Raw genomic sequence first — 24,804 nt, 5'->3', positions numbered from 1 at the left:
TGAACGTCTTGGTGTTGCTGCCGATCCGCACCTGACCGTCCCTCGGCACCTTCGCACCGGTGGCCAGGTCACCGACCCCCGCGGCGTAGGAACGGGTGCGCCCGTCGCGGTCCCTGACACTCGCCAGCGCGGCGGGCACGCCGTCGGAGCGCACGAGTGCGTCCAGTCCCTGTCGGACGGTGTCCGGTCCGGCAGTGGTGGACGCCGCGGGCGGCGCCAGAACACCCGTCATCACGACGCCGACAGCTATCGCGGCCGTGGCCGACGCGGCTCTGCGACGCCGGCCGTCCCGCCGCCTGGGCGGGCGAGGTCCTTGCCATGTTTGCTCACGCATGAGTCAACTCCTGGGGAATTGTCGGTAGACCGGCGATATGCGCCGAGCCCGTCCGGCTAGGCCGGCGCTCGGCAGGTCAGGTCCTCGGCCGGGAGCCTGCCCGTGGTCAGGTAGGTCGCGGCGCCTCTGTCCGCACAGGAGTTGGTGCCGTAGACACCGTGTCCCTCTCCGTCCGCGACCGTGATCATCCGGGAGCCGCGCAGGACACGGTGCATGGCCCGACCGCCGGCCAAGGGCGTTGCGGGGTCCCACTCGTTCTGGAGGATCAGCGCTCCGGCCTTGTTGTTCACCGTTGTCGCGGGCTCGCTGCCCTGCTTCCAGAAAGCGCACGGCTTGATGTTGGACGCGAAATCGCCGTAGAGCGGGTACCGGGCCTTGTCGCGGATCGCGTCGCGGCGGTACTGCTCGGGGTCGTCCGCCCACGACGGCCGGGTGTCGGCGCACATGACCGCCCAGGCGGTCGAGGCTTCGTTGTCCGCGGAACCGTCCTGGGCGGAGGCCGGCGGGACGGCCGGGTCCGCCGTGGCCCGGTCCGGCTTCTTGCCCTCGGCCGCCTGCTTCAGTCCGGCGACCCATTCGGCGGCCTTTTGAACGCGGAAGAACGTGGCGCGCCGGGCGCGGATGTCGTCACCGGTGAGAGGACCGTCGTCGGAGTCGATGGGCTTGCGGCCGGCCCGGGCGATCAGGTCCCGGAAGGTCTTGCGGACTTCGGCCGGGGTGGTGCCCAGTTTGTACGTCGTGTGCCGCTGGGCGGTCCATCGGCTCCACCTCGTGAAAGCGGGCTCGGTCCCCTCCGCCATTCCCTGGAACATGCCCCGCCCGTACTGCGCGGGGTCGACCGCGCTGTCCAGCACGAACCGGTCGGCTCTCCCGGGGAACATCTGCATGTAGACGGCGCCGAGGTAAGTGCCGTACGAGATACCCAAGTAGGAGAGTTTCTTCTCGCCCAGTACGGCACGGATGACGTCCATGTCGCGGGCGGTGTTGCGGGTGGTGAGGTGCCGGAGCTTGTCACCGCCCTTGGCGCGGCACTTGTCGGCCACTGTGCGCGCCCATTTCACGTCCTCCGCGAAGGTCTCGGCCTTGTACGGGCGCTCAAAGTTCTGTTCGTCGGGAGTCAGACCGCAGTTGAGGGGAGAGCTCCGTCCGACACCCCTCGGATCGAACCCGACGAGGTCGTACTGTCGCTTCACTTTCCCGGGGATGTCCGCTTCGAGCATGACGGGCATGTGCAGGCCCGGCCCGCCGGGACCGCCCTGGTTGAACAGCAGAACACCGCGACGTTCCTTCGTACTGGTTGCCTTCACCCGCGACACCGCGATGTCGATCTGTTTGCCGCCGGGATTGCCGTAATCCAGCGGCACTTTGAGAGTCGCGCACTGCAGGGCGGCGGGGCTGTCCGCGTCGCAGCGCCCCCACTTCGGATGCTGCTGCGTGTACGGCCGCAGGGGGGACTTGGCGGCCGGGGCTCCGGATGCGGCAAAGGCCGTGGCGGGTGTCAGTGTCGAAACGAACGTCGCGGCGATGCCAACGGCCAGAAGGGAAGCTGTTCGTGTGTTTCGCACGGTCATGCTCGTCCTTGCTCCAAGGGAAGTGGGGGAAGGGATGGGGCCTTCCGTCTTTTTGCGCACGGGAGGGCTCTCCTCCCAGTTCGGCCATTCGACTGTCCGACTGTCCGACCGTTTGACTGTTTGACTGGGCAGGCCACGATCATGGGCTCCGGGGGCACGGGCGCACATCGCGGGAAGGCGGGAAGAAGTCCTCCCCCGATCGAGGGAGGGCGCCGGGGCCCTGACCGGCGATACTGGCCGCTTATGATCAGGGGAATCCGGCCGCTTTTGCGCGGCTCCACGTATGCGGGCGCGCTGTTCGCCTTTTGCGGCGCGATGGCAAGCGGTGCGTTGCTGCCTTTCGCCATGCTGCCGGCGCTGGCGTGGCCGTCCGCTCCGTATGAAGTGCGGGCCGTTCTGACGCTGTTGGCCTGGGCGGCACTGATCTCTGTGGTCGGCCTCGCCCGCACCACGCGGCGGGTCCTGATCGCGTCCGCCCGCCGCCTGCTGCGGGTCCGGCTGCCGGACCCCACGGCCGTGGGCAAGCGCGCGGGATCACCCGGCACCGGGCCGACCCCTCCTGCCGCGCGGACACCCGCGGTGCCGTCCGGCGCCGGCCGTTGGCGGACTCCCCTCTGGCTGCTGCTCCACGTGATACTGGGGTGGACGGGGGCGACGACGAGCATTGCGCTGTTCATCATGGGCCTGGCCCTCCCGGAAGGCTGGCTCAAGGCCGATGCGGAACTGGCCCTGTTCGGCTGGACGCTGCATCCGGAGGGCGGCTGGCAGAGCTGGGTGGCGGCGCTCGTCTGCGTTGTCCTGGCAGCACTCTTGTGCGTGGCGGTGACGAACGCTCTGCGGTGGCTGGCGCCGAGGCTGTTGGGGCCGTCCCCGGCCGAGCAGCTCGCGCTGGCGGCCGAGCGGGAGCAGCGGCTGGCCGAACGCAACCGGCTGGCCCACGAGTTGCACGACTCGATCGGGCACACGCTGACGGCGACCACGATCCAGGCGGCGGTGGCGGGCGAGGTGCTCTCCGCCGACCCGGTGGCGGCGCGGGCCGCCCTGCGCAGCATCGAGGAGTCGACCCGGGCCGCCCTGGAGGACCTGGACTACGTGCTGGGCGTACTGCGCGAGGAAAAGGCGGGGACGGCGCCGCCCAGGACCCTGGCCGACCTGCCCGAGCTCCTCGACCGGTTGCGGCACGCGGGCGCGGTGGTCGAGCCGGATCTGCCGGGCGAGTTGGGGCACGTACAGGGGACGCTGTCCCGGGCGGCGTACCGGATCCTGCAGGAGGGGCTGACGAACGCGCTGCGGCACGGGGCGGGCGGTCCGGTCCAGGTCCGCGTGGCGACTGCGCCGGGCCGGCTGGAGCTGAGCGTGGTCAACCGGACCGGTACGGGGACGGACACGGGCCCGCTCCGGGGTGACTTCCCGACGTCCGGGCACGGCCTGCCCGGTCTCGCCGAGCGCGTACGGCTGCTGCACGGCGAGTTCGAGGCCGGCCCGGACGGGCCGCGGCACTGGCGGCTGGCGGTCCGGCTGCCCGTGCGGGTGTCGGCATGACGGGCTCCGACGCGCCCGGCAGGTCCGGCTCCACCAGCGCTCCCGTCACTCTCCTGATCGCGGACGACGACGAGGTGACCCGCAGCGGTCTGCGCACGTTGCTCGCGATGCAGCCGGGGATCGCGGTGGTCGGGGAGGCCGCCGACGGCGTCGAGGCGGTCGAACAGGCGCGGCGACTGCGGCCGGACGTGGTCCTGATGGATGTGCGGATGCCGCGTCGCAACGGCATCGAGGCCGCCCGGCAGCTCCTTGCCGAGTCGGCCGAACCACCGAAGGTCGTGGTCATCACGACCTTCGAGAACGACGACTACGTCACTGCCGCACTCAGCGCGGGGGCCAGCGGCTTCGTCCTCAAGCGCCTTCCCGTCCGCCGGATCGCGGAGGCGGTGCGGGTGGTGGCGGCGGGCGAGGCGCTCCTCTTCCCGGCGGCGCTGCGCCGGATGGTCGCCGTCCGCCCGCTGGGCTCCGCCGAGGCGCTGCCGAAGGCGGCGCTGACGGGGCGGGAGGAGGAGGTGCTGCGCTCGATGGCCACCGGCCTGTCCAACCCGGAGATCGCGGAGTCGCTCACGGTGAGCCTGGAGACGGTGAAGACGCACGTCGGGAACGTGCTGACCAAGCTCGGCGCGCAGAACCGGACGCACGCGGTGGTGATCGCGTACGAGTCCGGGCTGGTGGTGCCGGGGTTCGCCGGCTGACGCGGCCCGAGCCCTCTCATGCCCGGGCGGCCGAATCATGCCCGAGCGACCGAAACAGATCGCGGAGCGGGCGGGCGTCCGTGGAGCTCATGGCATGCCGGTGTTCGAGATGCTGTGCGCGATCTGGCCCACGACGTTCAGGATTCCCTGGCCGAAGCCGGTCGGGGCGACCAGCACGCCGAACACCAGCACAATGATCACCGTCAGCTGCTCGTCGCGCCGGCTTCGGGCCTCGGTGCGCCGACGCAGCCGCAGAACGATGATGACGGCCAGAAGAACCGCCACGTTGATGGTGAGAACCATCTGGCCAACGCTCCCTCCGCCGAGGACGCCGATCCTTCTTCTTAGCCCGAACTCGGCTTCGCGGCAGTTCCGTTACCAGGGGAATGGCAACAAAGCGGCTGTGTGCGGCTGGTTCTGTCGGGTGGGACGGGCACGAAGTGCCGTACGAGCACGGCGGGTCAGGACAGGGCGGTCGGGCGGCGTGGGGGTGGTATGCGGTCGAGCAGGTCCCACAGAGGGCGCGATCCCGCGGCCCATTCGCCGAGCACCCGGCGGTCGACGAGGTGGATGCGGTGCTCCCCGGCCCAGGGGACGGCCTTCGAGGAGAAGCGGCCGTTGGTGAGGACGACCGCGACGTCCGCCCCGTGGATCTGCCAGGCGGTGCCGTTGACCTGCTGCAGCACGCCCACGCCCACGGCGGACCCGCCGTCGCCGTCTCTTCGGTGCTTGCATTGGACGGCCCAGACCCGGCCCGCCGGGTCGACGGCGCGTACGTCACAGGCGTTGTCACCGGCACCGCCGAGCCGCTCGGCCCGGCAGCCGTCCCGGCGCATCAGGTCCCGTATGGCGAACTCGAAGGCCCGGTGGTCCAGCCCGTCGAGCTCGGTCATGCGCAACCGCAGGGACCGGGCTCGTACGCGGTTCCACTCGGCCCGCTGCCGCGCCAGCCGGCACCAGAGGCCGCCCGCGCCGACGGCGAGCGACGCCACGACGGCGAGGACCCACCAGTGCGCCAGCAGCCACTGCACGGCGGCGGCAGCGAGGCCGACCGCCGCGATCACGGCCACCAGCAGGACCACGCGCTCGTCCTGCTTGCCGGAGCGACGGGCCGGACGACGTCGCCGAGTGCGCCGGGCCGGGCGGCGGCTCATCGGGGCCCGCCCGGCCGGACGTGTGCTTCCACCTGTACTGCCACGAAGGAACTCCCCCTTTGATCAAGGTGGTTCGCTGTCTCCGTACAGGTCGTATGAGAGCACGTGCCACTGACATCGGGGCCGGAGCCGGTCGCCGGAGGCCGTGGGTTCCGGCCAACGGCACCGGCGGCCCGGCGGCCCGGCAGACGCGGTCTCAGCCTTCCAGCGTCGGGTAGTCCGTGTAGCCCTTGGCCTCGCCGCCGTAGTAGGTGGCGCGGTCGGGGGTGTTGAACGGGCCGCCGGCGGCGAGGCGGCGGGGGAGGTCCGGGTTGGCGAGGAAGAGACCGCCGAACGAGACGAGGTCGGCGGTGCCGTCCTCGACGAGGGCGAGCTGCTCGGGGCCGGTCGGCTCACCCCCGGTGAAGGGGTTGAGGACGAAGGTGCCTCCGAAGAGCTTGCGCAGGGCGAGGGTGAGGTCGCGGTCGCCGGGCTCCATGATGTGCAGGTAGGCCAGGCCGAGCGGGGCTATCCGGGAGACCAGGGCCTCGTAGGTGGGGCGCGGGTCGTCCTCGCGGACGTCGTTGAGGGTGCCGCCGGGCGACAGGCGAAGACCGGTGCGCTCCGCGCCGATCTCGGCGGCGACGGCCTCGACGACCTCGGCGGCGAAGCGGATACGGCCCTCGACCGAGCCGCCCCAGCCGTCCGTGCGCAGGTTGGCGTTGGTCGAGAAGAACTGCTGGATCAGGTAGCCGTTGGCACCGTGCAGCTCGACGCCGTCGAAGCCGGCCTCGATGGCGTTGCGGGCGGCGGAGACGAAGTCGGCGATGGTCGCGCGGATTTCGTCCTCGGTCAGTTCCCGCGGGGTCACGTACTCCTTGGGGCCCTCGGCCGTGAAGACCTGGCCCTTGGCGGCGACGGGCGAGGGGCCGACGGGGACGAGCCCGTCGGGGAGCAGGACCGGGTGGCCGATGCGGCCGGTGTGCATCAGCTGGGCGAAGATCCGGCCGCCCTCGGCGTGCACGGCGTCGGTGACCTTCCGCCAGGCCTCGACCTGCTCGGCGCTGTGCAGGCCCGGGGTGAAGGGGTAGCCCTGGCCCACGACGGAGGGCTGGACGCCCTCGGTGATGATCAGGCCGGCGGAGGCGCGCTGGGCGTAGTACTCGGCGGTCAGCTCGGTGGCCAGGCCGCCCTCGGCCGCCCGGCTGCGGGTCATCGGAGCCATCACGATGCGGTTGGCGAGCTGGTTCCCACCGACGGTGATCTGATCGAAAGCGCTGGTCATGACGGAACCCTCCCAATTACTTGGCCGACCAATCGATCGGCTTGACGTCACTGTAGCGCATTACTTGGCCAGCCAACATAATGGGACGAGGGAAGATTTCCCGGACTCCCGTCGAAGCAGGGAGATACGTCCCAGAGCTGGCGAACCAGGAGGCCCCATGTCCGGCACCGAGATGTCCGGCACCGAGTACCAGTGCCCGAATGAAGCGATCACGACCACGGAAGCCGGCACATGCGGCGAGATCAGCCACGCCCTCGCCCGCGTCGCCAAGCTCCACCGGATCACCGCGGGGCAGCTGCTGCGCCGCCTCGGCCTCTATGCGGGGCAGGAGCTGCTGATGATGGCCCTGTGGGAGCACGGCCCGCAGCGCCAGACCGAGCTGATCAAGCTGCTCGGCCTCGACCCGTCGACGGTGACCCGCATGGTGCAGCGCCTGGAACAGGCCGGACTGGTCCACCGGCAGCCCGACCCCGCCGACCGCCGGGCGGTCATGGTGGAGACGACGGAGCAGGGCCGGGCGCTGCGGGGCGAGGTCGCCGACGTGTGGCAGGAGCTGGAGGACCTCACGCTCGCCGGGCTCGACACGCACGACCGCGCGCAGCTGACGCGGCTGCTGGGGCTGCTGGAGGCCAATCTCTGCGGGGCGTGTCGCCCTTGCTGAACCTCCGGTTCGCGGGGGAACTCCCTCACCATCACCCCCTCGTCGTCGCCCCCTTGCCGTCGCTCCCCCTCGCCGTCGCTCCCCAGCCGTTGAACCCCTGATTCGCTGTTGAATCGCTGGTTCACTGGTTCACTGGTTCACTGGTTCACTGCCGACCCCCTAATCCGCCACCTCCGCCCCCGGGTTGTGGAACGTGAACATCCGCTCCGGGTCGATCCGCGCCCACGCCACGTCCTTCAACCGCGCGTCCCACAGGTCTCGTCCGTGCAGCTCGATCAGGAAGGACTCCAGGGCCGGGTCCTCCCCGGGCGAGACCTCGACCGCCCTGCCGTGCACGGTGATCTGGAACCGCTGCCCGTCGAAGACCGTGGCACTGACCGCCGGCCGGGCGCGGATGTGGCGGAAGCGCACAGAGTTCTTCCCGGAGCCGAAGTAGAGGCGGCCGCGGTAGAAATGCCCGTCTACGACGCCCACCCGCGGCTCGCCGGCGGCCGTCGCGGTCGCCAGCGCCATCATCGGGATGCCCCGGAGCCGGGCCACGACGCCGGTGGCGTCCAGACGGCGGTCCTCGTCGAGGACCGAGCGCAGGTGTGGGCCCGCCATGGCGTGACTGGCGTCGAGCAGGCGTTGGAGAGCGGTCATGTCGTCCGGCGTCTCGTACATGTCCCGACTATGACCCACGCCACTGACAGCGGGGCCCGGTCCACCGGAATACCGTCAGCCCGCCGCTGGACAACCACCCGTCAGGGGCACGGAGTTGTCCACAAACGGCCGGTTGTCCACAGACTGGGCCGCGGCCGGCCTGGATGTCCGCGGTTCGGCGCAGAATGGGGGCATGACTGAGAGCAACGGGGCCCTGCGGGGCGACGGGTTCATGCCCGATTGGGAGAAGCGCTTCCGGGCGCCCCGCGTGGGGCTGCCCAGATGGGCGGAGGACGCACCGGACCGCTCGCTGTTCACCTCGAACGCGACCGGCACGTTCGAGGTGTACGCGTGGGACCGCGCCACCGGCGGAGTACGACAGGTCACGGACCGGCCCAACGGCACCACGGGCGGGGTGCTGACGCCGGACGGCCAGTGGATCTGGTGGTTCTCGGACACGGACGGTGACGAGTTCGGCGTCTGGATGCGCCAGCCCTTCCACGGCGGGCCGGACGAGCCGGCGGCGCCCGGCCTCGACCCGTCCTACCCGGACGGCCTGGCCCTGGGCCGGGACGGCACGGTGGTGATCGGCCGGTCCACCGACAAGGCCGGCTCCTCGGTGCACGTGGTGCGCCCCGGCGCCGCGCCCGTGGAGATCTACCGGCACGAGCAGTCGGCGGCGGTCGCCGGTCTGTCCCACGACGGCACCCTGATCGCCATCGAGCACACCGAGCACGGCGACGCCATGCACTCGGCGATCCGCGTCGTCCGCGCGGACGGCACGACCGTCGCCGAGCTGGACGACACCCGGGGCGGCACCGAGGAGCTCGGCCTGTCCGCGATGGGCTTCGCCCCCGTCGAGGGAGACACCCGTCTGCTCATCGGGCACCAGCGGCGCGGCCGCTGGGAGCCGATGCTGTGGGACGCGGCCACCCGCGCGGAGACCGCGCTCGCCATCGACCTACCCGGCGACCTGGAGGCCGACTGGTATCCCGACGGCTCGGCGCTGCTCGTCGAGCACAGCTACCGGGCGCGCAGCGAGCTCTGGCGCTACGACCTGGCCGACGGCGCGCTGACCCGCCTCGACACCCCCGCGGGCACGGTCTCCGGCGCCCTGCCGCGTCCCGACGGGACGGTGGAGTTCCTGTGGTCCTCGGCGGAGAAGCCGCCCGTCGTCCGGTCCACCGCCGGCCACGTGGTGCTGGAGCCGCCGACGGGCACGGACGGCGTGCGCCACGCCCCCGACTCGGTGCCCGTCGAGGACATATGGGTGGAGGGCCCGGGCGGCAAGGTCCACGCCCTGGTGCAGAAGCCGGCGGGCGAGGGCCCCTTCCCGACGGTCTTCGACATCCACGGCGGCCCCACCTGGCACGACAGCGACGCCTTCGCGGCGGGCCCGGCGGCCTGGGTCGACCACGGCTTCGCGGTCGTGCGCGTCAACTACCGCGGCTCGACGGGCTACGGGCGGGCCTGGACGGACGCGCTCAAGCACCGCGTCGGGCTGATCGAACTGGAGGACATCGCGGCCGTGCGCGAGTGGGCCGTCGCCTCCGGGCTCGCCGACCCGGATCGCCTCGTCCTGGCCGGTGGCTCCTGGGGCGGCTACCTGACGCTGCTGGGCCTGGGCAGCCAGCCCGACGCCTGGGCGCTCGGCCTGGCCGCGGTCCCCGTGGCCGACTACGTGACGGCGTACCACGACGAGATGGAGGCGCTGAAGGCGCTGGACCGCACGCTCCTCGGCGGCACCCCGGAGGAGGTCCCGGAGCGCTTCGCCGCGTCCTCACCGCTGACCTACGTGGACGACGTGCGCGCCCCGGTCTACATCTCCGCCGGGATGAACGACCCCCGCTGCCCGATCCGTCAGATCGAGAACTACGTGGGGCGCCTGGAGGAGCGCGCACATCCGCACGAGGTCTACCGCTACGACGCGGGCCACGGCTCCCTCGTCGTGGAGGAGCGGATCAAGCAGCTCCGGCTGGAGATCGCTTTTGCGGAGCGGCATCTGGGCCGTCCGTCCCCGGCCCGGGATCGGGGGTGATGCCCAGCTCCGCGTCCCGGACGGCCTCGACCTCGCGGCGGAAGAGCCGGAACCACATGAAGAGCACGAAGCCGACGAAGATGAACCACTCGCCGGTGTAGCCGAGGTTCTGGAACGCCTTGAGGTCCAGACCGCTGTTGGGCGGGGCGGCGGGGGGCACCACGCTCAGCGGGCCGGGCGCGTCCGTCGCCGTGATCCACGCGTCGTACACCCCGTACGGCACGAGGTTGATGAGCGAGGCCGCGCTGATCACGCCCAACTGCCCGGCCGGCAGGCCGCCGGAGGAGCTCACGCCCTTGGACGTGGGGCTCTCGGAGGACTGGAGCGCACCGGCGACGGTGACCCGGCCGGCGGGCGGGGCGGGGATCTTGGCGGTGTCGGCCTTGGAGCCGGCGTCGCCGGGCAGCCAGCCCCGCACCACCGGCAGGGCCTTCCCGTCGTCCGTGCGCAGCGGGGTCAGGACGTAGAAGCCGTTGCGGCCGTCCAGATCCCGGTCGGGGACGAGCAGTTGGCGCCCGGCGTCGTAGTGGCCGGTCGCCCGGGCCTTGCGGCCGGAGGTCTCGGTCGTCACCGGCAGGAGGTCCCGCAGCGGCGCAGCGGCGGCGATGCGGGCCTCGTCGGCCTGGTCCTGCTGTTCGCGGTGCGAGTCGACGCGCGTCTCGAAGCGACCGAGCTGCCAGGTGCCCATGAACAGACAGAAGGGGATGGCCAGCACGGCGAACGCGTTGATCACCCACCAGCGGGGAGTCAGCAGAAACCGATACACACCCCCACGGTACGGGGAGCGTGCGGCCGGGCCCGCACGGGCCCTCCCCGTACGGGCCCGACCCGACCGAACCCGACCCGAGCGGACCCGACCCGCGAAGGTCCGACCCGAGCGGGCCCGGCCCGGTTGTCCGGCGGCACCGCGGGGTCGCCGGCGGCCGCGCCCGCAGCGGGCACCGGCGCGGCACCGGCCCTTGAGGTGCGACGGCCTTTGAGGTGCGACGCCGGCCCCTGAACCGTTGCGGCCGTTGCGCTCTCCTACGCCGCCGGCGTGGCCGCCGGCAGGGCGCCCGTGTGGTAGACCGTCCCGGCGCACGCGTCCGGTATCCGGGCCTCGGCGGCGGTGGGCTCGCCCGCCACGGGGGTGTTGGTGAGCGTGATGCCCGCCCCCGCGGCTCCGCCGGAGCCCCCGGAGCCGCCCGAGCCACCGGCCCCGCCGGAACCGTCCGAGCCACCGGAGCCGCCCGAGCCACCGGAGCCATCCGCCGCGGGCGTCTCCGGGATCCGGGCCGTGGGCGCCGCCGGTGCCTCGGAGGTCGTCGTCGCCGGAGCGCTCGGCGAGGAGCTCGCCCCGGGCGCGGGGCTGCCGCCGCTGCTCTTGGTGCACGCCCCCGAGCCGTCGGCGGCAGGCACCCAGGCGAACTTCACCTCGTACGCCTGGCCCGGCCGCAGCACGACCTCCTCGGGCGCGCGCCGGGGGTCGGGCAGCCCGGCCGCCGGATCGCCCGAGGTGTGGTCGACGACCGCGATCCTCGCGCGCCCGGCGGCGTCGCCCCGGGGCTGGGCGACGAGCGAGCCCGGGCCGGTCACGGCGCAGGCGGCGCGGGAGACGTTGACGATGCGGAAGGCCCCGTAGACCCGCCCGGCCGCGTCGGCGGCGCCGACGACCCCGGAGCCCCCGCCGAGCTGCGTCCGCGAGCAGACCGGCGCCGCCGCGCTCAGCGTGGCCCCCGGCTCGGGCCGGGCCGTGGTCCCCGCGCTCTCCCGCGCCTCCGGGGCGCCGCTCTCGCGCGCCCGCGAGCCGTCGCCCGACGGCTCGTCACGGTGGTCGCCCCGGGCCGCCGACCCGCTGCGGGCGTGGTCGCCCGGGCGGTCGTCGTCGCCCCCGGGCTGCCGGTCCTCGACCGTGTCCCCGGAGCGGTGACGGCTGCTCGCGGCGTTGGCGGGCCGGTCACCGGGACCGGTGGAGCCCATCTCGTCGGCGACGTGCAGCATGGCGGGCAGCGCCACGCCCAGCAGCACCACGGCCGCCGCGGCCCCGCCCAGCGCCCGGCGCCGCCGCGTCCGCCGGGCGGGCACGGCCCGCCGCAGGTGGTCCAGCACGCCGTCGGAGGGCTGGAGTTCTCCCACGGCCCCGTGCATCAGCCGCCGCAGCGCCTGCTCGTCGAACGCGGCGCGGCCGACGGACCCGGCGCGTTCGAACTCGTCCGGAAAACGTCCGGAGTCATGCGAAGAGGGCCCGGGATCATCCGGAAAGTCGTGGTTCATACCGGAGTTCGTGCCGGAGTTCATGCCGGAGTTCATGCCGGAGCCTCCATGGCGACACGGAGCGCCGCTATCCCCCGTGAGCCGTACGCCTTCACCGAGCCGATGGACAGGCCCAGCACCTCGGCCACCTGGGCCTCGGTCATGTCGGCGAAGTAGCGCAGGACGAGCACCTCGCGCTGCCGGCGCTGCAGGCCGCGCATCGCCTTGATCAATTGGTCTCGCTCCAGCTGTTCGTACGCCCCCTCCTCGGCGCTCGCCATGTCCGGCATCGGCTTCGAGAGGAGCTTGAGGCCCAGGATGCGGCGGCGCAGCGCGGAGCGGGACAGGTTCACCACGGTCTGCCGCAGATAGGCCAGGGTCTTCTCCGGGTCGCGGACCCGGTTGCGCGCGGAGTGCACGCGGATGAACGCCTCCTGCACGACGTCCTCGCAGGAGGCGGTGTCGTCCAGGAGCAGCGCGGCGAGGCCGAGCAGCGACCGGTAGTGCGCCCGGTAGGTCTCGGTGAGGTGGTCGACGGTGGTCCCCGCGGCCATCGTCGCGTCAGCGCCGGCGGCCGGCGGGGGCGCCGACGCCTGCTCCCCGGCCTTCTGGGCGGGAATCCGCTCCGAACGGCCCGGCTGACCGGAGGGAGCCGACGGCGACGAGGCGGGCCAGGGCGCGATCACCGGCATACCGCCCGAAGCACGCGAGCGCGTCGTGGCGCCGCCACGTCTCGGGACTGTCGCAATGCTGATGACCTCTGCCACGCCTGTTGGACACGCTTCCCCCCATCAGGGTTGTACGCCCGGGGCACCCTGGGGGACGCCGTCGCCGACCCGGCTCCGGACAGCGCACCACACGCCCTCATGCGTACCAGCCCTCCCCTGACGCCCCGCACCGCCCTGACCCGGTGAGCGCACTCGCAGGGCGTTCACGCGCAGTTCAAGGGGCCTGGATCAATGGCTTGATCACAGAACCTTCACACGTCCACCAGTATTGCGGAGCCGCCGACCCGGCCGCCATGAGTTCGGCGATCCGGACCGGCCCGGGGCGACATGCGGAATCCCGCATCTCACCCCGGGCGTCCGCCCGTTGGGACGGCCGTCGGGACGACCATGGGGACGACCGTCGGGGACGTCGGGGAGGGGGGTCAGCGGTTCAGCGCCCCGTGCCCCCGTAGACGACCGCCTCGTCGCTCTCGCTGTCCAGGCCGAAGGCGGTGTGCACCGCGCGGACGGCCTCGTTCACGTCGTCGGCGCGCGTGACGACCGAGATGCGGATCTCGGAGGTCGAGATGAGCTCGATGTTCACGCCCGCGTTGGACAGCGCCTCGAAGAAAGTCGCCGTCACGCCCGGGTTGGTCTTCATGCCCGCGCCGACCAGCGAGATCTTGGCGATCTGGTCGTCGTAGCGCAGCGACTCGAAGCCGACGCCGCCCTTGGTCTTCTCCAGCGCCTCGATCGCCTTGCGGCCCTCGGTCTTCGGCAGGGTGAACGAGATGTCCGTCAGACCGGTGGACGCCGCGGAGACGTTCTGCACCACCATGTCGATGTTGATCTCGGCATCCGCGATGGCCCGGAAGATCGTGGCCGCCTCGCCCGGCTTGTCGGGCACGCCCACGACCGTGACCTTCGCCTCGGAGGTGTCGTGCGCGACACCCGAGATGATCGCCTGCTCCACCGGCTGACCTCCTGGAGGCTCGTTGCTCACCCATGTGCCCTTGAGCCCCGAGAAGGACGACCGCACATGGATCGGGATGTTGTAACGGCGCGCGTACTCGACGCAGCGGTGCAGCAGCACCTTGGAGCCGGAGCTCGCCAGCTCCAGCATGTCCTCGAACGAGATCCACTCGATCTTGCGGGCCTTCTTCACCACGCGGGGGTCGGCGGTGAAGACGCCGTCCACGTCCGTGTAGATCTCGCAGACCTCGGCGTCCAGCGCCGCGGCGAGGGCCACGGCCGTGGTGTCCGAGCCGCCCCGGCCCAGCGTCGTGATGTCCTTCTTGTCCTGGGACACGCCCTGGAAGCCGGCGACGATCGCGATGTTGCCCGCGTCCACCGACTGCTGGATGCGGCCCGGCGTGACATCGATGATGCGCGCCTTGTTGTGGACCGAGTCCGTGATGACCCCGGCCTGGCTGCCGGTGAACGACTGCGCCTCGTGACCGAGGTTTTTGATCGCCATCGCCAGCAGCGCCATGGAGATTCGCTCTCCGGCGGTCAGCAGCATGTCGAACTCGCGCCCGGCAGGAATCGGCGATACCTGCTCGGCGAGGTCGATCAGCTCATCCGTCGTGTCGCCCATCGCGGAAACCACGACGACCACCTGGTGGCCGTTCTTCTTGGCTTCCACGATTCGCTTGGCGACCCGCTTGATGCCCTCGGCATCGGCAACGGAGGAGCCTCCGTACTTCTGCACGACAAGGCCCACGTGCGCTCCTCGCAGATCTGTGTATTGCGGTCGGTTCAGTCTAACGAGGGGTGGAATTCGGCCAGGAATGAGCCGCATGGTGAGACATTCCGGCGCATTCCACCGGCCGGAAGCGCCCCGAACGGAGATTCTCCGGCGCTTTTCGCCCGGGGACGCGGTTCTTCAACCGTCTCTCCGACCGCCCCTTCAACCGCCCGGCCCGGCCACGTCCCGTCGAGGAGCACCTTTCGAGGAGCACCGAAGCCCCGCCCCTCGGCCGGGAGTTGGACGAACCGTCCGGAACCACGCGGCACACCCGCGCACCGCCCCTCGGACGAACGGCAGTTCAGACGGAGCGCAGCCCCGGCGCCGCACCGATCTCGGCGGCCATGACCCGGCCGGCCTCCTCCTCCAGCTGCTCCTCCGTGCCGACCGTGTCCGTGTCGAGGCCGTCGAGCTCGTCGAGCGGCTGGTCGAGGCGGACGTGGGCGACGAGGGACTGGAGGGCGCGGAGCGCCGCGGAGGCGGTGGGGCCCCAGTTGGAGAGATAGGAGAACTGCCACCACCACAGGGCCTCGCTGACCCGGCCGTCGCGGTAGTGGGCCATCCCGTGCCGCAGGTCGGTGACGATGTCGGCGAGGTCGTCGGAGACCCGGCAGGCGACGGGCGCGCTGCGCGGCACGTACGGGTCGAAGACCTCGGAGTAGACGTCGACCGGGTCGAGCAGCGCGGCGAAGCGCTCGCGGAGCTCGTCCACGTCCGGCTCGGGGCCGACGTCGGGCTCGTAGCGCTCGTCGGGGAGGAAGTCCTCATGGGCGCCGAGGCGGCCGCCGGTGAGGAGGAGCTGGGAGACCTCCAGCAGCAGGAAGGGAACGGCGCTGTCGGGCTCGTCACCGCGGGACACCTCGGCGACGGCGACGATGAAGCTCTCGATCGAGTCCGCGACCGAGACCGCGAAGTCGTCGGGATCGCGCTTGGCGTCGTGAAGCGTTGCGTCAGACATCGAGAAGTCGTCTCCCTTCGAAGGCACGCCCGAGCGTGACCTCGTCGGCATATTCCAAGTCTCCGCCCACAGGGAGCCCGCTGGCGAGCCGGGTGACTTTGAGTCCCATCGGCTTCACCATGCGCGCCAGGTACGTGGCCGTGGCCTCGCCCTCCAGGTTGGGATCGGTGGCGAGGATCAGCTCGGTGACCGAGCCGTCCGCGAGCCGGGCCAGCAGCTCGCGGATGCGCAGATCGTCGGGGCCGACGCCCTCGATGGGGCTGATCGCCCCGCCGAGCACGTGGTAGCGGCCGCGGAACTCCCGCGTCCGCTCGATGGCGACGACGTCCTTGGACTCCTCGACGACGCAGATGACGGCGGCGTCGCGGCGCGGGTCCTGGCAGACGCGGCAGCGCTCCTCCTGCGCCACGTTGCCGCAGACGGCACAGAACCGGACCTTGGCCTTGACCTCGGTCAGCGCGTGGGCGAGCCGGCGGACGTCGGCCGGCTCGGCCTGGAGGACGTGGAACGCGATCCGCTGGGCGCTCTTGGGACCGATGCCGGGCAGCCTGCCCAGCTCGTCGATCAGGTCCTGGACCACGCCTTCATACACGGATCGGGTTCTCCTTCGCGGTGGGTGCTGCCGGAACTGCTAGAAACCGAGGCCGGGGAGACCGCCGCCGAGCCCCTGGGCGAGCGGGCCGAGCTTCTGCTGCTGGAGCTGCGCGGCGGCCGAGTTGGCGTCGCGGACGGCGGCGAGGATCAGGTCGGCGAGGGTCTCGGCCGTCTCCTCAGGGGTCGCAGCCTCCGGATCGACGGCCTTGGGGTCGATGACCAGGGCCTGGAGCTCTCCGGCACCGGTGACGGTGGCCTTCACCAGGCCGCCGCCGGCCGAGCCCTCGACCGGGGTCTCCGCGAGCTCCTGCTGAGCTGCGGCGAGGTCCTGCTGCATCTTCTGGGCCTGCTGAAGCAGCTGCTGCATGTTGGGCTGGCCACCACCGGGGATCACGGCTTCGCTCCTGTGCTCTCGCGACTACGGGTACGACGGCGCACCGGGGTCGGAGGATCCCGGAAGGTCCGGGCATACCGGGGATCTCGGGGGGATCCGCCGATCCGAAGCGGGTCGGTAGCCCGAGCCTACGTGGTCGCCGGACGCGGCGCGCCATGCGTGGGGAAAAGTACGGAGAGAGCACGGGAGCGCCCGGGAGCGCGGCATTCTCCGGGGGTCACAGGACCCCCGGACGCCACGGCCGCCCCGCCGCTACTCGTTGGCGATCTCCTCGATCACCGTGGCGCCGAGCTCGCGGACGATCAGGTCGTGGCCGGTGAGGGCGGTCTCGTCGAGGTCGGGGTCGTCCTCGGCGGGCATGTCGTCCTCGGGGGCGACGACCGGCGGGGGCTCGGGCTCGCGGCGGGGCTGCGCGGGGGCCGGGGGCGCGGCGGGGCGGGACGCCGCCGGGGCGTCCGGCCGGGGCGCGGGGGCGGGCTGCGCCTGCGGGCGCGGCGGGGCCGCCGGGGCGGCGGGCGGAGCGACGGGCGCGAAGCCGCCGCCACCGCCCGGACCGGCGCCGAAGCCACCGCCCGGACCACCCGCGGTGCCGCCGCCGGCGTCCACGACGAGCTCGACCTTCCACTGCACGCCGAAGGCGTCCTGGAGCGCCTGGCGCAGGACGTCCTCGCTGCCGCTGTTGGCGAAGCTGTCGCGGGCGCCCGCGTTGGAGAAACCGACCTGCAGGGTCGCTCCGTCGAACCCGGTGACCTGGGCGTTCTGGCTGAGCAGGATCCAGGTGAAGCGGCGGCGGTTCTTGACCGCCTCCAGGACCTGGGGCCACATCTGACGGGCCTGGGTCACGTCGCCGCTGCCGCCCGCGGCGGGCGCGGGGGCCGGGGCCGGAGCAGGGGTGGACGCGGGCGCGGGGGCGGCCGGCTGCGGAGCCTGGGCGCCGTTCGGCCAGGAGCCCGGCTGGCCCGGCTGGCCCGGCTGGGCGGCCGTGGGCCAGGAGCCCGGCTGCGCCGCGGGTGCCGCGGTGCCGACGGCACCCTGACCCGGCGCGGCGGCGGACGGCCAGGCACCGGGCCGCGCGGCGGGCGCCGGAGCAGGCGCGGGGGCGGCCTGCGCGGGCGCCGGGGGCTGCTGCGGCTGAGGCGCGGGGGGCGCCGGAGGAGTCTGGGGCGCCTGCGGCGCCTCCTGCGCCGGGGACGAAACCGCCGCGCGGGCCGCCGCCGGCCCGGAGAGGCCGGGCGTCATGGCCGGGTCGTGCCCCTGCGGCCCGGGCACGTACCCCGCGGACGGCCCGGGCGGCGGCGCCGCGACGAACCCGCCCGCGGCGGGCCCCCCGCCGAGCCCCTGACGCTCCAGCCGGTCGAGCCGGGCCCGCACGGACCGCTCGTCGTCGAAGGCGCCGGGCAGCAGCACGCGGGCGCAGATCAGCTCCAGCTGGAGCCGGGGCGAGGTGGCACCCCGCATCTCCGTCAACCCCTCGTTGACCAGGTCCGCGGCGCGGCTGAGCTCGGCGGCGCCGAAGACGGACGCCTGCGCCTGCATCCGCTCGACGACGTCGGCGGGGGCGTCGATCAGCCCCTTCTCGGCGGCGTCCGGCACGGCGGCCAGGATCACCAGGTCGCGCAGCCGCTCCAGCAGGTCGGCGACGAAGCGGCGGGGGTCGTTCCCGCCCTCGATGACGCGGTCGACGACCTCGAAGGCGGCGCCCCCGTCCCCGGCGGCGAACGCGTCCACCACGCTGTCGAGCAGGGACCCTTCCGTGTACCCCAGCAGCGACGTGGCCATGGCATACGTCACACCGGCCTCACCGGCGCCGGCGAGAAGCTGGTCCATCACGGACATCGAGTCACGGACGGACCCGGCGCCCGCGCGCACGACGAGCGGCAGCACGCCGTCCTCGACGGGGATCTTCTCCTGCTCGCACACCTGGCCCAGGTAGTCGCGGAGCGTCCCCGGCGGGACGAGCCGGAACGGGTAGTGGTGCGTACGCGACCGGATCGTCCCGATGACCTTCTCGGGCTCGGTCGTCGCGAAGATGAACTTGAGGTGCTCCGGCGGCTCCTCGACCACCTTCAGCAGGGCGTTGAAGCCCGCCGAGGTGACCATGTGCGCCTCGTCGATGATGTAGATCTTGTACCGGCTGGAGGCCGGGCCGAAGAAGGCCTTCTCCCGCAGCTCACGGGCGTCGTCCACACCACCGTGCGAGGCGGCGTCGATCTCGATCACGTCAATCGATCCGCGCCCGTTGCGCGCGAGGTCGAGGCAGGACTGGCACTCGCCGCAGGGGGTCGGCGTGGGCCCCTGCTCGCAGTTCAGACAGCGCGCGAGGATGCGCGCGCTGGTCGTCTTGCCGCAGCCGCGCGGCCCGCTGAACAGGTACGCGTGATTGACCCGGTTGTTCCGCAGCGCCTGCTGCAGCGGGTCGGTGACATGCTCCTGCCCGATGACCTCGGCGAAGGATTCGGGACGGTAGCGGCGGTAGAGCGCGAGGGACGACACGCCTACGACGATATCGGGCCCCACTGACAAGTGGCCTCGATCACAGTTTCCCCCGGGGTCCCACAGGCCTCGAACACCCCTGAAAACACAAGGGCCCCCCACGCACCCGCCAGAGCCCACTTACCCTTGCTGCCTTCCGGCCCTGGGGGAGTTGGGTGAGATAGCGCCACGTGAGGGGCTTGCCCCCAGCCTAGCGCACCCGCACCCCCCTCCGGACCCCCCGCCCTTCCCCCCGGAAGCGGGTTCGCGAGCACTGCTCCGCGTCTTGTATTGTTTGCGGCGGAGGATTCGCCTAGAGGCCTAGGGCGCACGCTTGGAAAGCGTGTTGGGGGCAACCCCTCACGAGTTCGAATCTCGTATCCTCCGCCACGGCTCACCAGCCGAAGCGAAGCCCCCGACCGGATCTCCGGTCGGGGGCTTCGTCGTTGTGCGGTTGCCCGTACGTGTACGAGCCGTGCGGCCGGGATCCCGGCGGCGGCGCCCCCGCGCCTCCGGGACAGGCGGTCACGCGAGGCAACGGCCGTGGTCCGGCGGGGGAATGGCCGCGGCGTTCCCCGGCCGGGGAGGGCGGTCAGGTGCCGGGCGACATGAGCCGGGTGCCGAGTGCGCGGACCGCGAGGCGGTCGGCGGGGCGGGCGATGCGGGATTCGGCGTCGGCCAGGACGAGCCGGATCTGGTCGGCGACCGCGGTCCGGCGGCCCGCGTCGGTGGTGGAGGCGGCGGCCGTGGCCAGGAGGCGCAGCAGTGCCAGGCACACGGCGGGTTCGCCGGCGCCGTAGCGGCGGATCTGGCCGCACGCGAGGTCGAGGTGGTCGGCGAAGGCGGGGCCGGTGACGGCGACCCTGGTCACGCCTGTCGCGTCCGTCCTGGTGTCGTCGCCGAGGGTGCGTCCGCCCAGCATGGCGATGAGCACCGAGAGCCGGTCGAGCGCCTGGACGCCGGTGTACGGGTCGTTGATCGCGGGCGACAGGGCGCGCAGCGCGATGTCGACGAGCTGGCGCAGGCCGAACAGCACGTCCTGCTGCAGGGTGCGCTCCGGGCCGATCTGCACGGCGTGGTGCAGGGCGCGGGTCAGCGCGGGGGCGTTCCGCGGGGGTCCGCCCCCGCGCGTCCAGGCGAGGGCCAGCGGTGCCGTCCCGGCCACGACGTGGTCGCCCACCCTGGGGACGATCGAGACCACGGCGTCCTGGGCCGCCGCGGCCTCCAGCAGTGGTGCGGGGTGGACGGCCTGGACGTAGCCGGAGCGGGTGGTGGGCAGGGCGAGCGCTTCCGGGGGCGGGACCGGGCCCGTGCGGTCGATGCCGGGGGCCTCGGGGGTGTAGGTCCGTACGGCGCGGGCGGCGGTCTCCGCGACCGAGTTCATCACCGTGTCGATCTTGATCGAGTGCACGATGTGGTGCACGAAGAACACGAGCATCCCGAGGCTGAGGAAGATCAGCGCGACCGCCCCGGAGACCGCGAGCCGGGGGAAATCCTCACCGCCGGTGGCGCGGACGGTGTAGAGCCCGGCGGTGCTGTAGGCGAACGTGGCGACGAAGGTGGCGAGCACCACCTGGTTGGGGCGGTCGCGCAGGAAGTTGCGCAGCAGCCGGGGGGAGAACTGGGTCGAGGCCAGCTGGAGGGTGACGATCGTCAGGCCGAGGACCAGCGCGATCACGGTCACGATGGTCGAGGCGATCGTGATCAGCGCCTGGCGGGCGTCGTCCGCGGTGCCGGCGAACGCGAACGGCTGCAGCACCGAGTCCGGCGGGATCCGCACCTGGGAGAGGAGGCCGCCGGCCACCAGGGCCAGCGCCGCGGCCGTCCCCGGCAGGACCCACAGGGCGCCGTGCAGGTACTCCCCGAGTGCCGCGCTTCGGGCCCCCTGTCGCACCGCCCGCATGTTCGCCTCCCGCCAGCCGGCCGCCGCTCCTGCCGCCAGGCTTCCCCCGCGCGGCGGCCGCGCGCGCCCGTCTCGGCCGGATGGCCCAGCGACGGACGGTGTGGCTCACCAGGGCTGCCGCCCACCGGAAAGACGCGCCTACATTGTCTGGATATGCTATGAAATGTGATCACGCCTGGACGGCTGCGGCTCCGTCGTCACCACGGCCGGGGGCCGCTCACCCTGCTGTCACCGGTGATCCTGACCGTGGTCATCGCCGGCCTGGCGTACGCCACTCCCCCGGACATGGCCTTCAGCCGCATCCTGCCGGCGGCGCCCGCGCTCGCCGCCGCCATGTGGCCCGTGCTCCCCACCGTCCTGCTGGGGACGGTCTGCCTGTTCCTCATGATCGGCCTCGGGATCGTCTTCCCCGACCTGGGGACGGGGTACACGGCGGCGGGGATCGTCGCGGTCACCGTGGCGGCCGCGTACGGAAGTCACGTGCGGCTCCAGCGGGAGCGGACGCTCTTCCAGGTGCGGCTCGTCGCCGACGCGGCGCAGCAGGTGGTCCTGGGGCCGATGCCGCGCCGCTTCGGGGACGTCGAGGTCGAGTCGCTGTACGTCGCGGCCGCGGCGGAGGCGCGCATCGGCGGCGACTTCTACGAGGCGGTCGACACGGAGTACGGGGTCCGGCTGCTCATCGGTGACGTGCGGGGCAAGGGCCTGCCGGCGGTGGGGCAGGCCGCGGCGATGGTCAACTGCTTCCGGGAGGCGGCCCACGACGAGGCCGAACTGGGCCGCGTGGCGCGCCGTCTGGAGGCCAGCAGCACCCGCTACAGCGCCGCGTATCCGCCCGGGGACCTGGCGGAGAGCTTCGCCACCGCCCTCCTGGCCGAGATCCCGCACGGGGGCGGCGGCATCGCGATCCTCAACTGCGGACATCCCCCGCCGCTGCTCCTGGGCCGCGGGGAGCTCCGCGTCCTGGAGCCCTCCGATCCGTCGCCGCTGCTCAACCTCGCGGCGCTGATCGGCGACCACTACACCATCGACACCTTCGGCTTCGCCCCCGGCGACCACCTGCTGCTCTACACCGACGGCGTCACCGAGGCCCGCGACCGCGACGGCGTGTTCTTCCCGCTGGAGGACTGGATGCGGCGGCAGCGCCCGGCACGGCCCCGCGAGCTGCTCGACGGGCTCCACCGCGACCTGCTCCACTACAGCGGCCACGGACTCGACGACGACATCGCCGCCCTGGCGGTGCGGGCGGACGCCCCGGAACGCGCCTGAGCCCGTCGGCCACCTGCCAGTTGACCGACGGGCTCAGGTGTCACCGGTGCGGAGTCAGGAATCCGGAACCGGTGACGAACCGAGGAAATGTGGGGGGGTTGAGCCGGGACCCGGAGCCGGGGGAGCGCCCGAGGGGGGAAGAAACCGCGCTCCGTCCGGCGACCGATCGGTCCCCGAGGGGGAGACTCAGCCGAGGAACCACTTGGCCACGGTGCCGAACACGTTCAGCGCGATGTCGATGAAATTCATTTTCGTGAGCCTCCTTTCCTGCACTGTGGGGGGATGTGGGGGGATTCACAGGGAGTGGTCCCTCCGGCATGAGGGGCCACCCCCTGACAAGGGGGTTCGTGTTCTCCGGGCGCGAGGGTGGGGGGCGGGTCCGGAGTGTTCGAGTTCTTAGCTCAGGAACCACTTGATCGCGTCGGTCGCCAGCGTCTGAGCCAGCTGGAGGAGGGACGAAACCATTCTTGAACACCTGCTTTCCTGGTGATCACCGGTCGTTGCCCTGCGGCGCCGCTTCCGGTGCGTTCCTGCGAACGACTCGATCTTCACGGCCCGTTCGGGGCTGCGGCATCCGCATGAGTCCGCAAGATTTCTGCGGGTTGACCGCAGCCCGTTGAACCCTGAACATCCGGCGCGCGGAACGGCCGGAGGATTCGGCAATTCCTCCAAACCGCCATGCGCATGCCCCTATTCGTCTGGGGGCAGTTGACAAAGGTGCCCCTTACATCGGAGGGTGAATCCGCGTCCGATGCCGGCGCATTCTGAGTTTCCACGAGGGGCTTCGGGCATTGCCATTCCCGAGGCCCCCGGAGTACGAGGCTGACGATGGACGACGCCGTCCGACTGGTCCTGGTAGACGACCATCCGACCGTACGCGCCGGGACCCGGGCATTTCTGGAACCGGAAGGTTTCGCCGTGGTCGGCGAGGCCTCGTGCGAACGCGAGGCCATCGGCGTCGCGGCCGAACTCCGGCCGGAACTGCTGATGCTGGACATGAAGCTGGAGTCCGGCTCGGCCCTCCGCGCCATCCCCCGGCTGCTGCTGGCCGCGCCGGGCATGCGGATCCTGGTGCACAGCATGTACGAGGACCCCGCGCTCGTCCGCGGCGCGCTGACCGCCGGCGCCTCGGGCTACCTGCTGAAGAACAGCTCCGTGGCCGAACTCGTCCTGGCCGCGCGGACGGTGGCGTCCGGACGGCGCTACGTACAGCCCTCGCTCGGCGCCTGCCTGGCGCAGACGCTGCGCGGCGAGGCCGAACTGCCCCCGCGCGAACGGCAGGTGCTGGAGCTGCTGGCCGACGGGTACACCAACCGCGAGGTGGCCGCGCGGCTGACCGTCAGCGTCCGCACCGTGGAGAGCGTCCGGGCCGCCCTGCGCACCCGGCTGGGCCTGGTCACCCGGGCCGACCTGGTCGCCTACGCCCGGCGGCGCCGCGACACGGCCCATGCGTAGCGGAACCGAGGCGCGGTCGGTGTACCGGCGGTCCGCCGTGCTGAGCCTCGTCGGCGGCGTGTGCGTGGCGATGTCCCTGATCGGCTCCGCGTCGTACGCGGCCAACATCGTCGCCGACGACCGGCTGCCGGCCCGGACGGTGGCGGCGCCGGCCGTCGCCCTGTCCACCGGCGTCCTCGCGGTCCTGGCCGGCCAACGGTGGCGGGCCCGCTGCCTGTTGACCATGCTCTCCCTCGGCTTCGGGCTCCTCGGCGCGGGCCATTCGCTGTCCGCCCCGCAGCTGACCCAGGTGGCCCTGGGGTTATTGACGGTGGCCATGGTGTACGCCGTACCGGCCTGGAACGAGGCGAAGATCGTGATCCGCCAGGGGTCCTCCTGGTCGCTGGTGGAGCGCCAGGAGCACCACGCCGGTCTGATCGCCGGCGAACTGCACGACGAGGTGCTCCAGTTCCTCGCGCTGGCCCGGCGCCGGCTCGACGTCGCCCGCGCCGAGGCGGACCCCCGCAGGCTCCGCGCGGCCATGGAGGAGGCGTCCCGCACGCTCGACGAACAGACCGCCGTGCTGCGCGGCATCATCGCCACCGTGAGCCCCGTCGCCCTGCGCGAGCTGAGCCTGGCGGAGATGGTCACGTCCCGCGCCGAACGCGTCGCCGCCGAGAACGGGCTGATCGTCGACGTGCACGTCCAGGACGACCGGTTCCACGCGTCCACCGCGGAGAGCGGCGTCAACCTGGCCGTCTACCGCGTCGTCCAGGAGTCCCTCACCAACATCGTCAAGCACGCCGACGCCCGGCACGTCCACGTCTCCCTGACCTGCCGCAACGACCGCATCACCGTCACCGTCACCGACGACGGGCGCGGCCTGGCACAGCCCGCGCGGCGGGCCGAGGGCTACGGGATGAAGGGCATGCGCTGGCGGTGCGAGGCGTACGGCGGGACGTTCCGCGCCACCTCCGCCGACACCGGCGGCACGACGGTCCGGGCGGACTTCCCGCTGCGCTGCTGCCGCCGGGCCGCGCGGCACCGGGCGCCTGCCGCGGGCCAGGGCGTGCCTGGCTGAGCGCACGCCCCCTCCCGGCTCAGGCCGGGACCGGACGGGGCGCCGCCCCCAGCCGCCCCGTGCGGGCCGGCCCCAGCACCGCCGCCGCACAGCCGAGGCCCGTCGTCGCGAGGAC

General features: G+C 72.5%; 21 protein-coding genes, 1 tRNA gene, 1 other RNA gene and 1 pseudogene. 8 read left to right on the top strand and 16 right to left on the bottom strand.

The window, feature by feature from the left end:
- Window positions 1-334, bottom strand: a pseudogene (locus I5Q34_RS34620) (serine hydrolase); the annotation flags it as partial.
- 56 nt (window positions 335-390) lie between these two features.
- Window positions 391-1,905: an alpha/beta hydrolase gene (locus I5Q34_RS11260; RefSeq protein ID WP_199892058.1), complete on the bottom strand. Its 1,515-nt coding sequence runs from the start codon at window positions 1,903-1,905 to the stop codon at window positions 391-393.
- A 345-nt stretch (window positions 1,906-2,250) separates the two neighbouring features.
- Between I5Q34_RS11260 and I5Q34_RS11255 the strand changes: the two genes are divergently transcribed.
- Both I5Q34_RS11255 and I5Q34_RS11250 read left to right on the top strand, forming a co-directional pair.
- Window positions 2,251-3,447, top strand: coding sequence for a sensor histidine kinase (locus I5Q34_RS11255; RefSeq protein ID WP_277965781.1), 1,197 nt, complete (start codon window positions 2,251-2,253; stop codon window positions 3,445-3,447).
- Window positions 3,444-4,142: a response regulator transcription factor gene (locus I5Q34_RS11250; RefSeq protein WP_199892056.1), complete on the top strand. Its 699-nt coding sequence runs from the start codon at window positions 3,444-3,446 to the stop codon at window positions 4,140-4,142. The genes I5Q34_RS11255 and I5Q34_RS11250 overlap by 4 nt, the downstream gene beginning before the upstream one ends.
- Before the next feature lie 87 nt (window positions 4,143-4,229).
- Here the strand turns inward: I5Q34_RS11250 and I5Q34_RS11245 are convergent, their stop codons facing one another.
- The 3 genes from I5Q34_RS11245 to I5Q34_RS11235 form a co-directional block, all read right to left on the bottom strand.
- Window positions 4,230-4,445, bottom strand: a complete 216-nt coding sequence (locus I5Q34_RS11245) for a hypothetical protein (RefSeq protein WP_199892055.1) — start codon at window positions 4,443-4,445, stop codon at window positions 4,230-4,232.
- A gap of 158 nt (window positions 4,446-4,603) precedes the next feature.
- Window positions 4,604-5,296 carry a restriction endonuclease gene (locus tag I5Q34_RS11240; RefSeq protein ID WP_199892054.1) on the bottom strand — a complete coding sequence of 231 codons (693 nt, stop codon included), beginning with the start codon at window positions 5,294-5,296 and terminating at the stop codon, window positions 4,604-4,606.
- A gap of 196 nt (window positions 5,297-5,492) precedes the next feature.
- On the bottom strand, window positions 5,493-6,560 hold the full coding sequence (locus I5Q34_RS11235; RefSeq protein WP_199892053.1) for an alkene reductase: 1,068 nt from the start codon (window positions 6,558-6,560) through the stop codon (window positions 5,493-5,495).
- A gap of 157 nt (window positions 6,561-6,717) precedes the next feature.
- On the opposite strand from I5Q34_RS11235, the gene I5Q34_RS11230 reads away from it, so the two are divergent.
- Window positions 6,718-7,221, top strand: coding sequence for a MarR family winged helix-turn-helix transcriptional regulator (locus I5Q34_RS11230; protein ID WP_234428722.1), 504 nt, complete (start codon window positions 6,718-6,720; stop codon window positions 7,219-7,221).
- Window positions 7,222-7,380: 159 nt separating this feature from the next.
- Here I5Q34_RS11230 and I5Q34_RS11225 read toward each other — a convergent pair whose 3' ends face one another.
- Complete coding sequence (locus tag I5Q34_RS11225; RefSeq protein WP_199892052.1) at window positions 7,381-7,884, bottom strand: pyridoxamine 5'-phosphate oxidase family protein; 504 nt, start codon at window positions 7,882-7,884, stop codon at window positions 7,381-7,383.
- A gap of 211 nt (window positions 7,885-8,095) precedes the next feature.
- Here I5Q34_RS11225 and I5Q34_RS11220 point away from each other — a divergent pair, with 211 nt between their 5' ends.
- On the top strand, window positions 8,096-9,901 hold the full coding sequence (locus I5Q34_RS11220) for a prolyl oligopeptidase family serine peptidase (RefSeq protein WP_199892902.1): 1,806 nt from the start codon (window positions 8,096-8,098) through the stop codon (window positions 9,899-9,901).
- On the opposite strand, the gene I5Q34_RS11215 is transcribed toward I5Q34_RS11220, so the two are convergent.
- The 9 genes from I5Q34_RS11215 to ffs form a co-directional block, all read right to left on the bottom strand.
- Window positions 9,825-10,667, bottom strand: coding sequence for an SURF1 family protein (locus I5Q34_RS11215; protein WP_199892051.1), 843 nt, complete (start codon window positions 10,665-10,667; stop codon window positions 9,825-9,827). The genes I5Q34_RS11220 and I5Q34_RS11215 overlap by 77 nt on opposite strands.
- A 257-nt stretch (window positions 10,668-10,924) precedes the next feature.
- Window positions 10,925-12,190, bottom strand: a complete 1,266-nt coding sequence (locus I5Q34_RS11210; RefSeq protein ID WP_199892050.1) for a hypothetical protein — start codon at window positions 12,188-12,190, stop codon at window positions 10,925-10,927.
- Window positions 12,187-12,900 carry a SigE family RNA polymerase sigma factor gene (locus I5Q34_RS11205; RefSeq protein WP_199892049.1) on the bottom strand — a complete coding sequence of 238 codons (714 nt, stop codon included), beginning with the start codon at window positions 12,898-12,900 and terminating at the stop codon, window positions 12,187-12,189. The genes I5Q34_RS11210 and I5Q34_RS11205 overlap by 4 nt, the downstream gene beginning before the upstream one ends.
- Before the next feature lie 391 nt (window positions 12,901-13,291).
- The gene (locus I5Q34_RS11200) at window positions 13,292-14,563 is read right to left on the bottom strand and encodes an aspartate kinase (RefSeq protein ID WP_199892048.1); all 1,272 of its coding nucleotides are present in this window, start codon (window positions 14,561-14,563) and stop codon (window positions 13,292-13,294) included.
- Window positions 14,564-14,888: 325 nt separating this feature from the next.
- Window positions 14,889-15,545: a DUF5063 domain-containing protein gene (locus I5Q34_RS11195; RefSeq protein WP_199892047.1), complete on the bottom strand. Its 657-nt coding sequence runs from the start codon at window positions 15,543-15,545 to the stop codon at window positions 14,889-14,891.
- Window positions 15,538-16,137, bottom strand: coding sequence for a recombination mediator RecR (recR, locus tag I5Q34_RS11190; protein ID WP_199892046.1), 600 nt, complete (start codon window positions 16,135-16,137; stop codon window positions 15,538-15,540). The genes I5Q34_RS11195 and recR overlap by 8 nt, the downstream gene beginning before the upstream one ends.
- Window positions 16,138-16,176: 39 nt before the next feature.
- Window positions 16,177-16,533: a YbaB/EbfC family nucleoid-associated protein gene (locus I5Q34_RS11185; protein ID WP_199892045.1), complete on the bottom strand. Its 357-nt coding sequence runs from the start codon at window positions 16,531-16,533 to the stop codon at window positions 16,177-16,179.
- Between the two features lie 252 nt (window positions 16,534-16,785).
- Window positions 16,786-19,026, bottom strand: coding sequence for a DNA polymerase III subunit gamma and tau (locus I5Q34_RS11180; protein WP_199892044.1), 2,241 nt, complete (start codon window positions 19,024-19,026; stop codon window positions 16,786-16,788).
- Between the two features lie 87 nt (window positions 19,027-19,113).
- An RNA gene (ffs, locus tag I5Q34_RS11175) (signal recognition particle sRNA small type) lies at window positions 19,114-19,208 on the bottom strand.
- A gap of 99 nt (window positions 19,209-19,307) precedes the next feature.
- On the opposite strand from ffs, the gene I5Q34_RS11170 reads away from it, so the two are divergent.
- A tRNA-Ser gene (locus tag I5Q34_RS11170) sits at window positions 19,308-19,395 on the top strand.
- A 202-nt stretch (window positions 19,396-19,597) separates the two neighbouring features.
- On the opposite strand, the gene I5Q34_RS11165 is transcribed toward I5Q34_RS11170, so the two are convergent.
- Window positions 19,598-20,899, bottom strand: a complete 1,302-nt coding sequence (locus I5Q34_RS11165) for a DUF2254 domain-containing protein (protein WP_199892043.1) — start codon at window positions 20,897-20,899, stop codon at window positions 19,598-19,600.
- Window positions 20,900-21,073: 174 nt separating this feature from the next.
- Here I5Q34_RS11165 and I5Q34_RS11160 point away from each other — a divergent pair, with 174 nt between their 5' ends.
- From I5Q34_RS11160 to I5Q34_RS11150, 3 genes are all read left to right on the top strand, one after another.
- Window positions 21,074-22,174 (top strand): PP2C family protein-serine/threonine phosphatase, encoded by a 1,101-nt coding sequence (locus I5Q34_RS11160; RefSeq protein WP_374192999.1) that lies wholly within the window; start codon window positions 21,074-21,076, stop codon window positions 22,172-22,174.
- Between the two features lie 828 nt (window positions 22,175-23,002).
- Complete coding sequence (locus I5Q34_RS11155; protein ID WP_199892042.1) at window positions 23,003-23,629, top strand: response regulator transcription factor; 627 nt, start codon at window positions 23,003-23,005, stop codon at window positions 23,627-23,629.
- Window positions 23,622-24,689 (top strand): sensor histidine kinase, encoded by a 1,068-nt coding sequence (locus tag I5Q34_RS11150; RefSeq protein ID WP_199892041.1) that lies wholly within the window; start codon window positions 23,622-23,624, stop codon window positions 24,687-24,689. Before I5Q34_RS11155 ends, I5Q34_RS11150 begins: the two co-directional genes overlap by 8 nt.
- Window positions 24,690-24,804: the final 115 nt, after the last annotated feature.

The sequence above is a fragment of the Streptomyces sp. AV19 genome, assembly GCF_015999245.1.
Lineage (GTDB): Bacteria > Actinomycetota > Actinomycetes > Streptomycetales > Streptomycetaceae > Streptomyces.
This window is presented reverse-complemented; position numbering and strand designations above follow the sequence as displayed.

Bases quoted from the DNA above. Each gene is read 5' to 3' on its own strand.
- I5Q34_RS11195 (WP_199892047.1), bottom strand. From the start codon at position 15,545: ATGTCTGACGCAACGCTTCACGACGCCAAGCGCGATCCCGACGACTTC.
- I5Q34_RS11150 (WP_199892041.1), top strand. From the start codon at position 23,622: ATGCGTAGCGGAACCGAGGCGCGGTCGGTGTACCGGCGGTCCGCCGTG.
- I5Q34_RS11260 (WP_199892058.1), bottom strand. From the start codon at position 1,905: ATGACCGTGCGAAACACACGAACAGCTTCCCTTCTGGCCGTTGGCATC.
- I5Q34_RS11235 (WP_199892053.1), bottom strand. From the start codon at position 6,560: ATGACCAGCGCTTTCGATCAGATCACCGTCGGTGGGAACCAGCTCGCC.
- I5Q34_RS11220 (WP_199892902.1), top strand. From the start codon at position 8,096: ATGCCCGATTGGGAGAAGCGCTTCCGGGCGCCCCGCGTGGGGCTGCCC.
- I5Q34_RS11250 (WP_199892056.1), top strand. From the start codon at position 3,444: ATGACGGGCTCCGACGCGCCCGGCAGGTCCGGCTCCACCAGCGCTCCC.
- I5Q34_RS11230 (WP_234428722.1), top strand. From the start codon at position 6,718: ATGTCCGGCACCGAGATGTCCGGCACCGAGTACCAGTGCCCGAATGAA.
- I5Q34_RS11210 (WP_199892050.1), bottom strand. From the start codon at position 12,190: ATGAACTCCGGCATGAACTCCGGCACGAACTCCGGTATGAACCACGAC.
- I5Q34_RS11155 (WP_199892042.1), top strand. From the start codon at position 23,003: ATGGACGACGCCGTCCGACTGGTCCTGGTAGACGACCATCCGACCGTA.
- I5Q34_RS11245 (WP_199892055.1), bottom strand. From the start codon at position 4,445: ATGGTTCTCACCATCAACGTGGCGGTTCTTCTGGCCGTCATCATCGTT.
- I5Q34_RS11225 (WP_199892052.1), bottom strand. From the start codon at position 7,884: ATGTACGAGACGCCGGACGACATGACCGCTCTCCAACGCCTGCTCGAC.
- I5Q34_RS11240 (WP_199892054.1), bottom strand. From the start codon at position 5,296: ATGAGCCGCCGCCCGGCCCGGCGCACTCGGCGACGTCGTCCGGCCCGT.
- I5Q34_RS11255 (WP_277965781.1), top strand. From the start codon at position 2,251: ATGCTGCCGGCGCTGGCGTGGCCGTCCGCTCCGTATGAAGTGCGGGCC.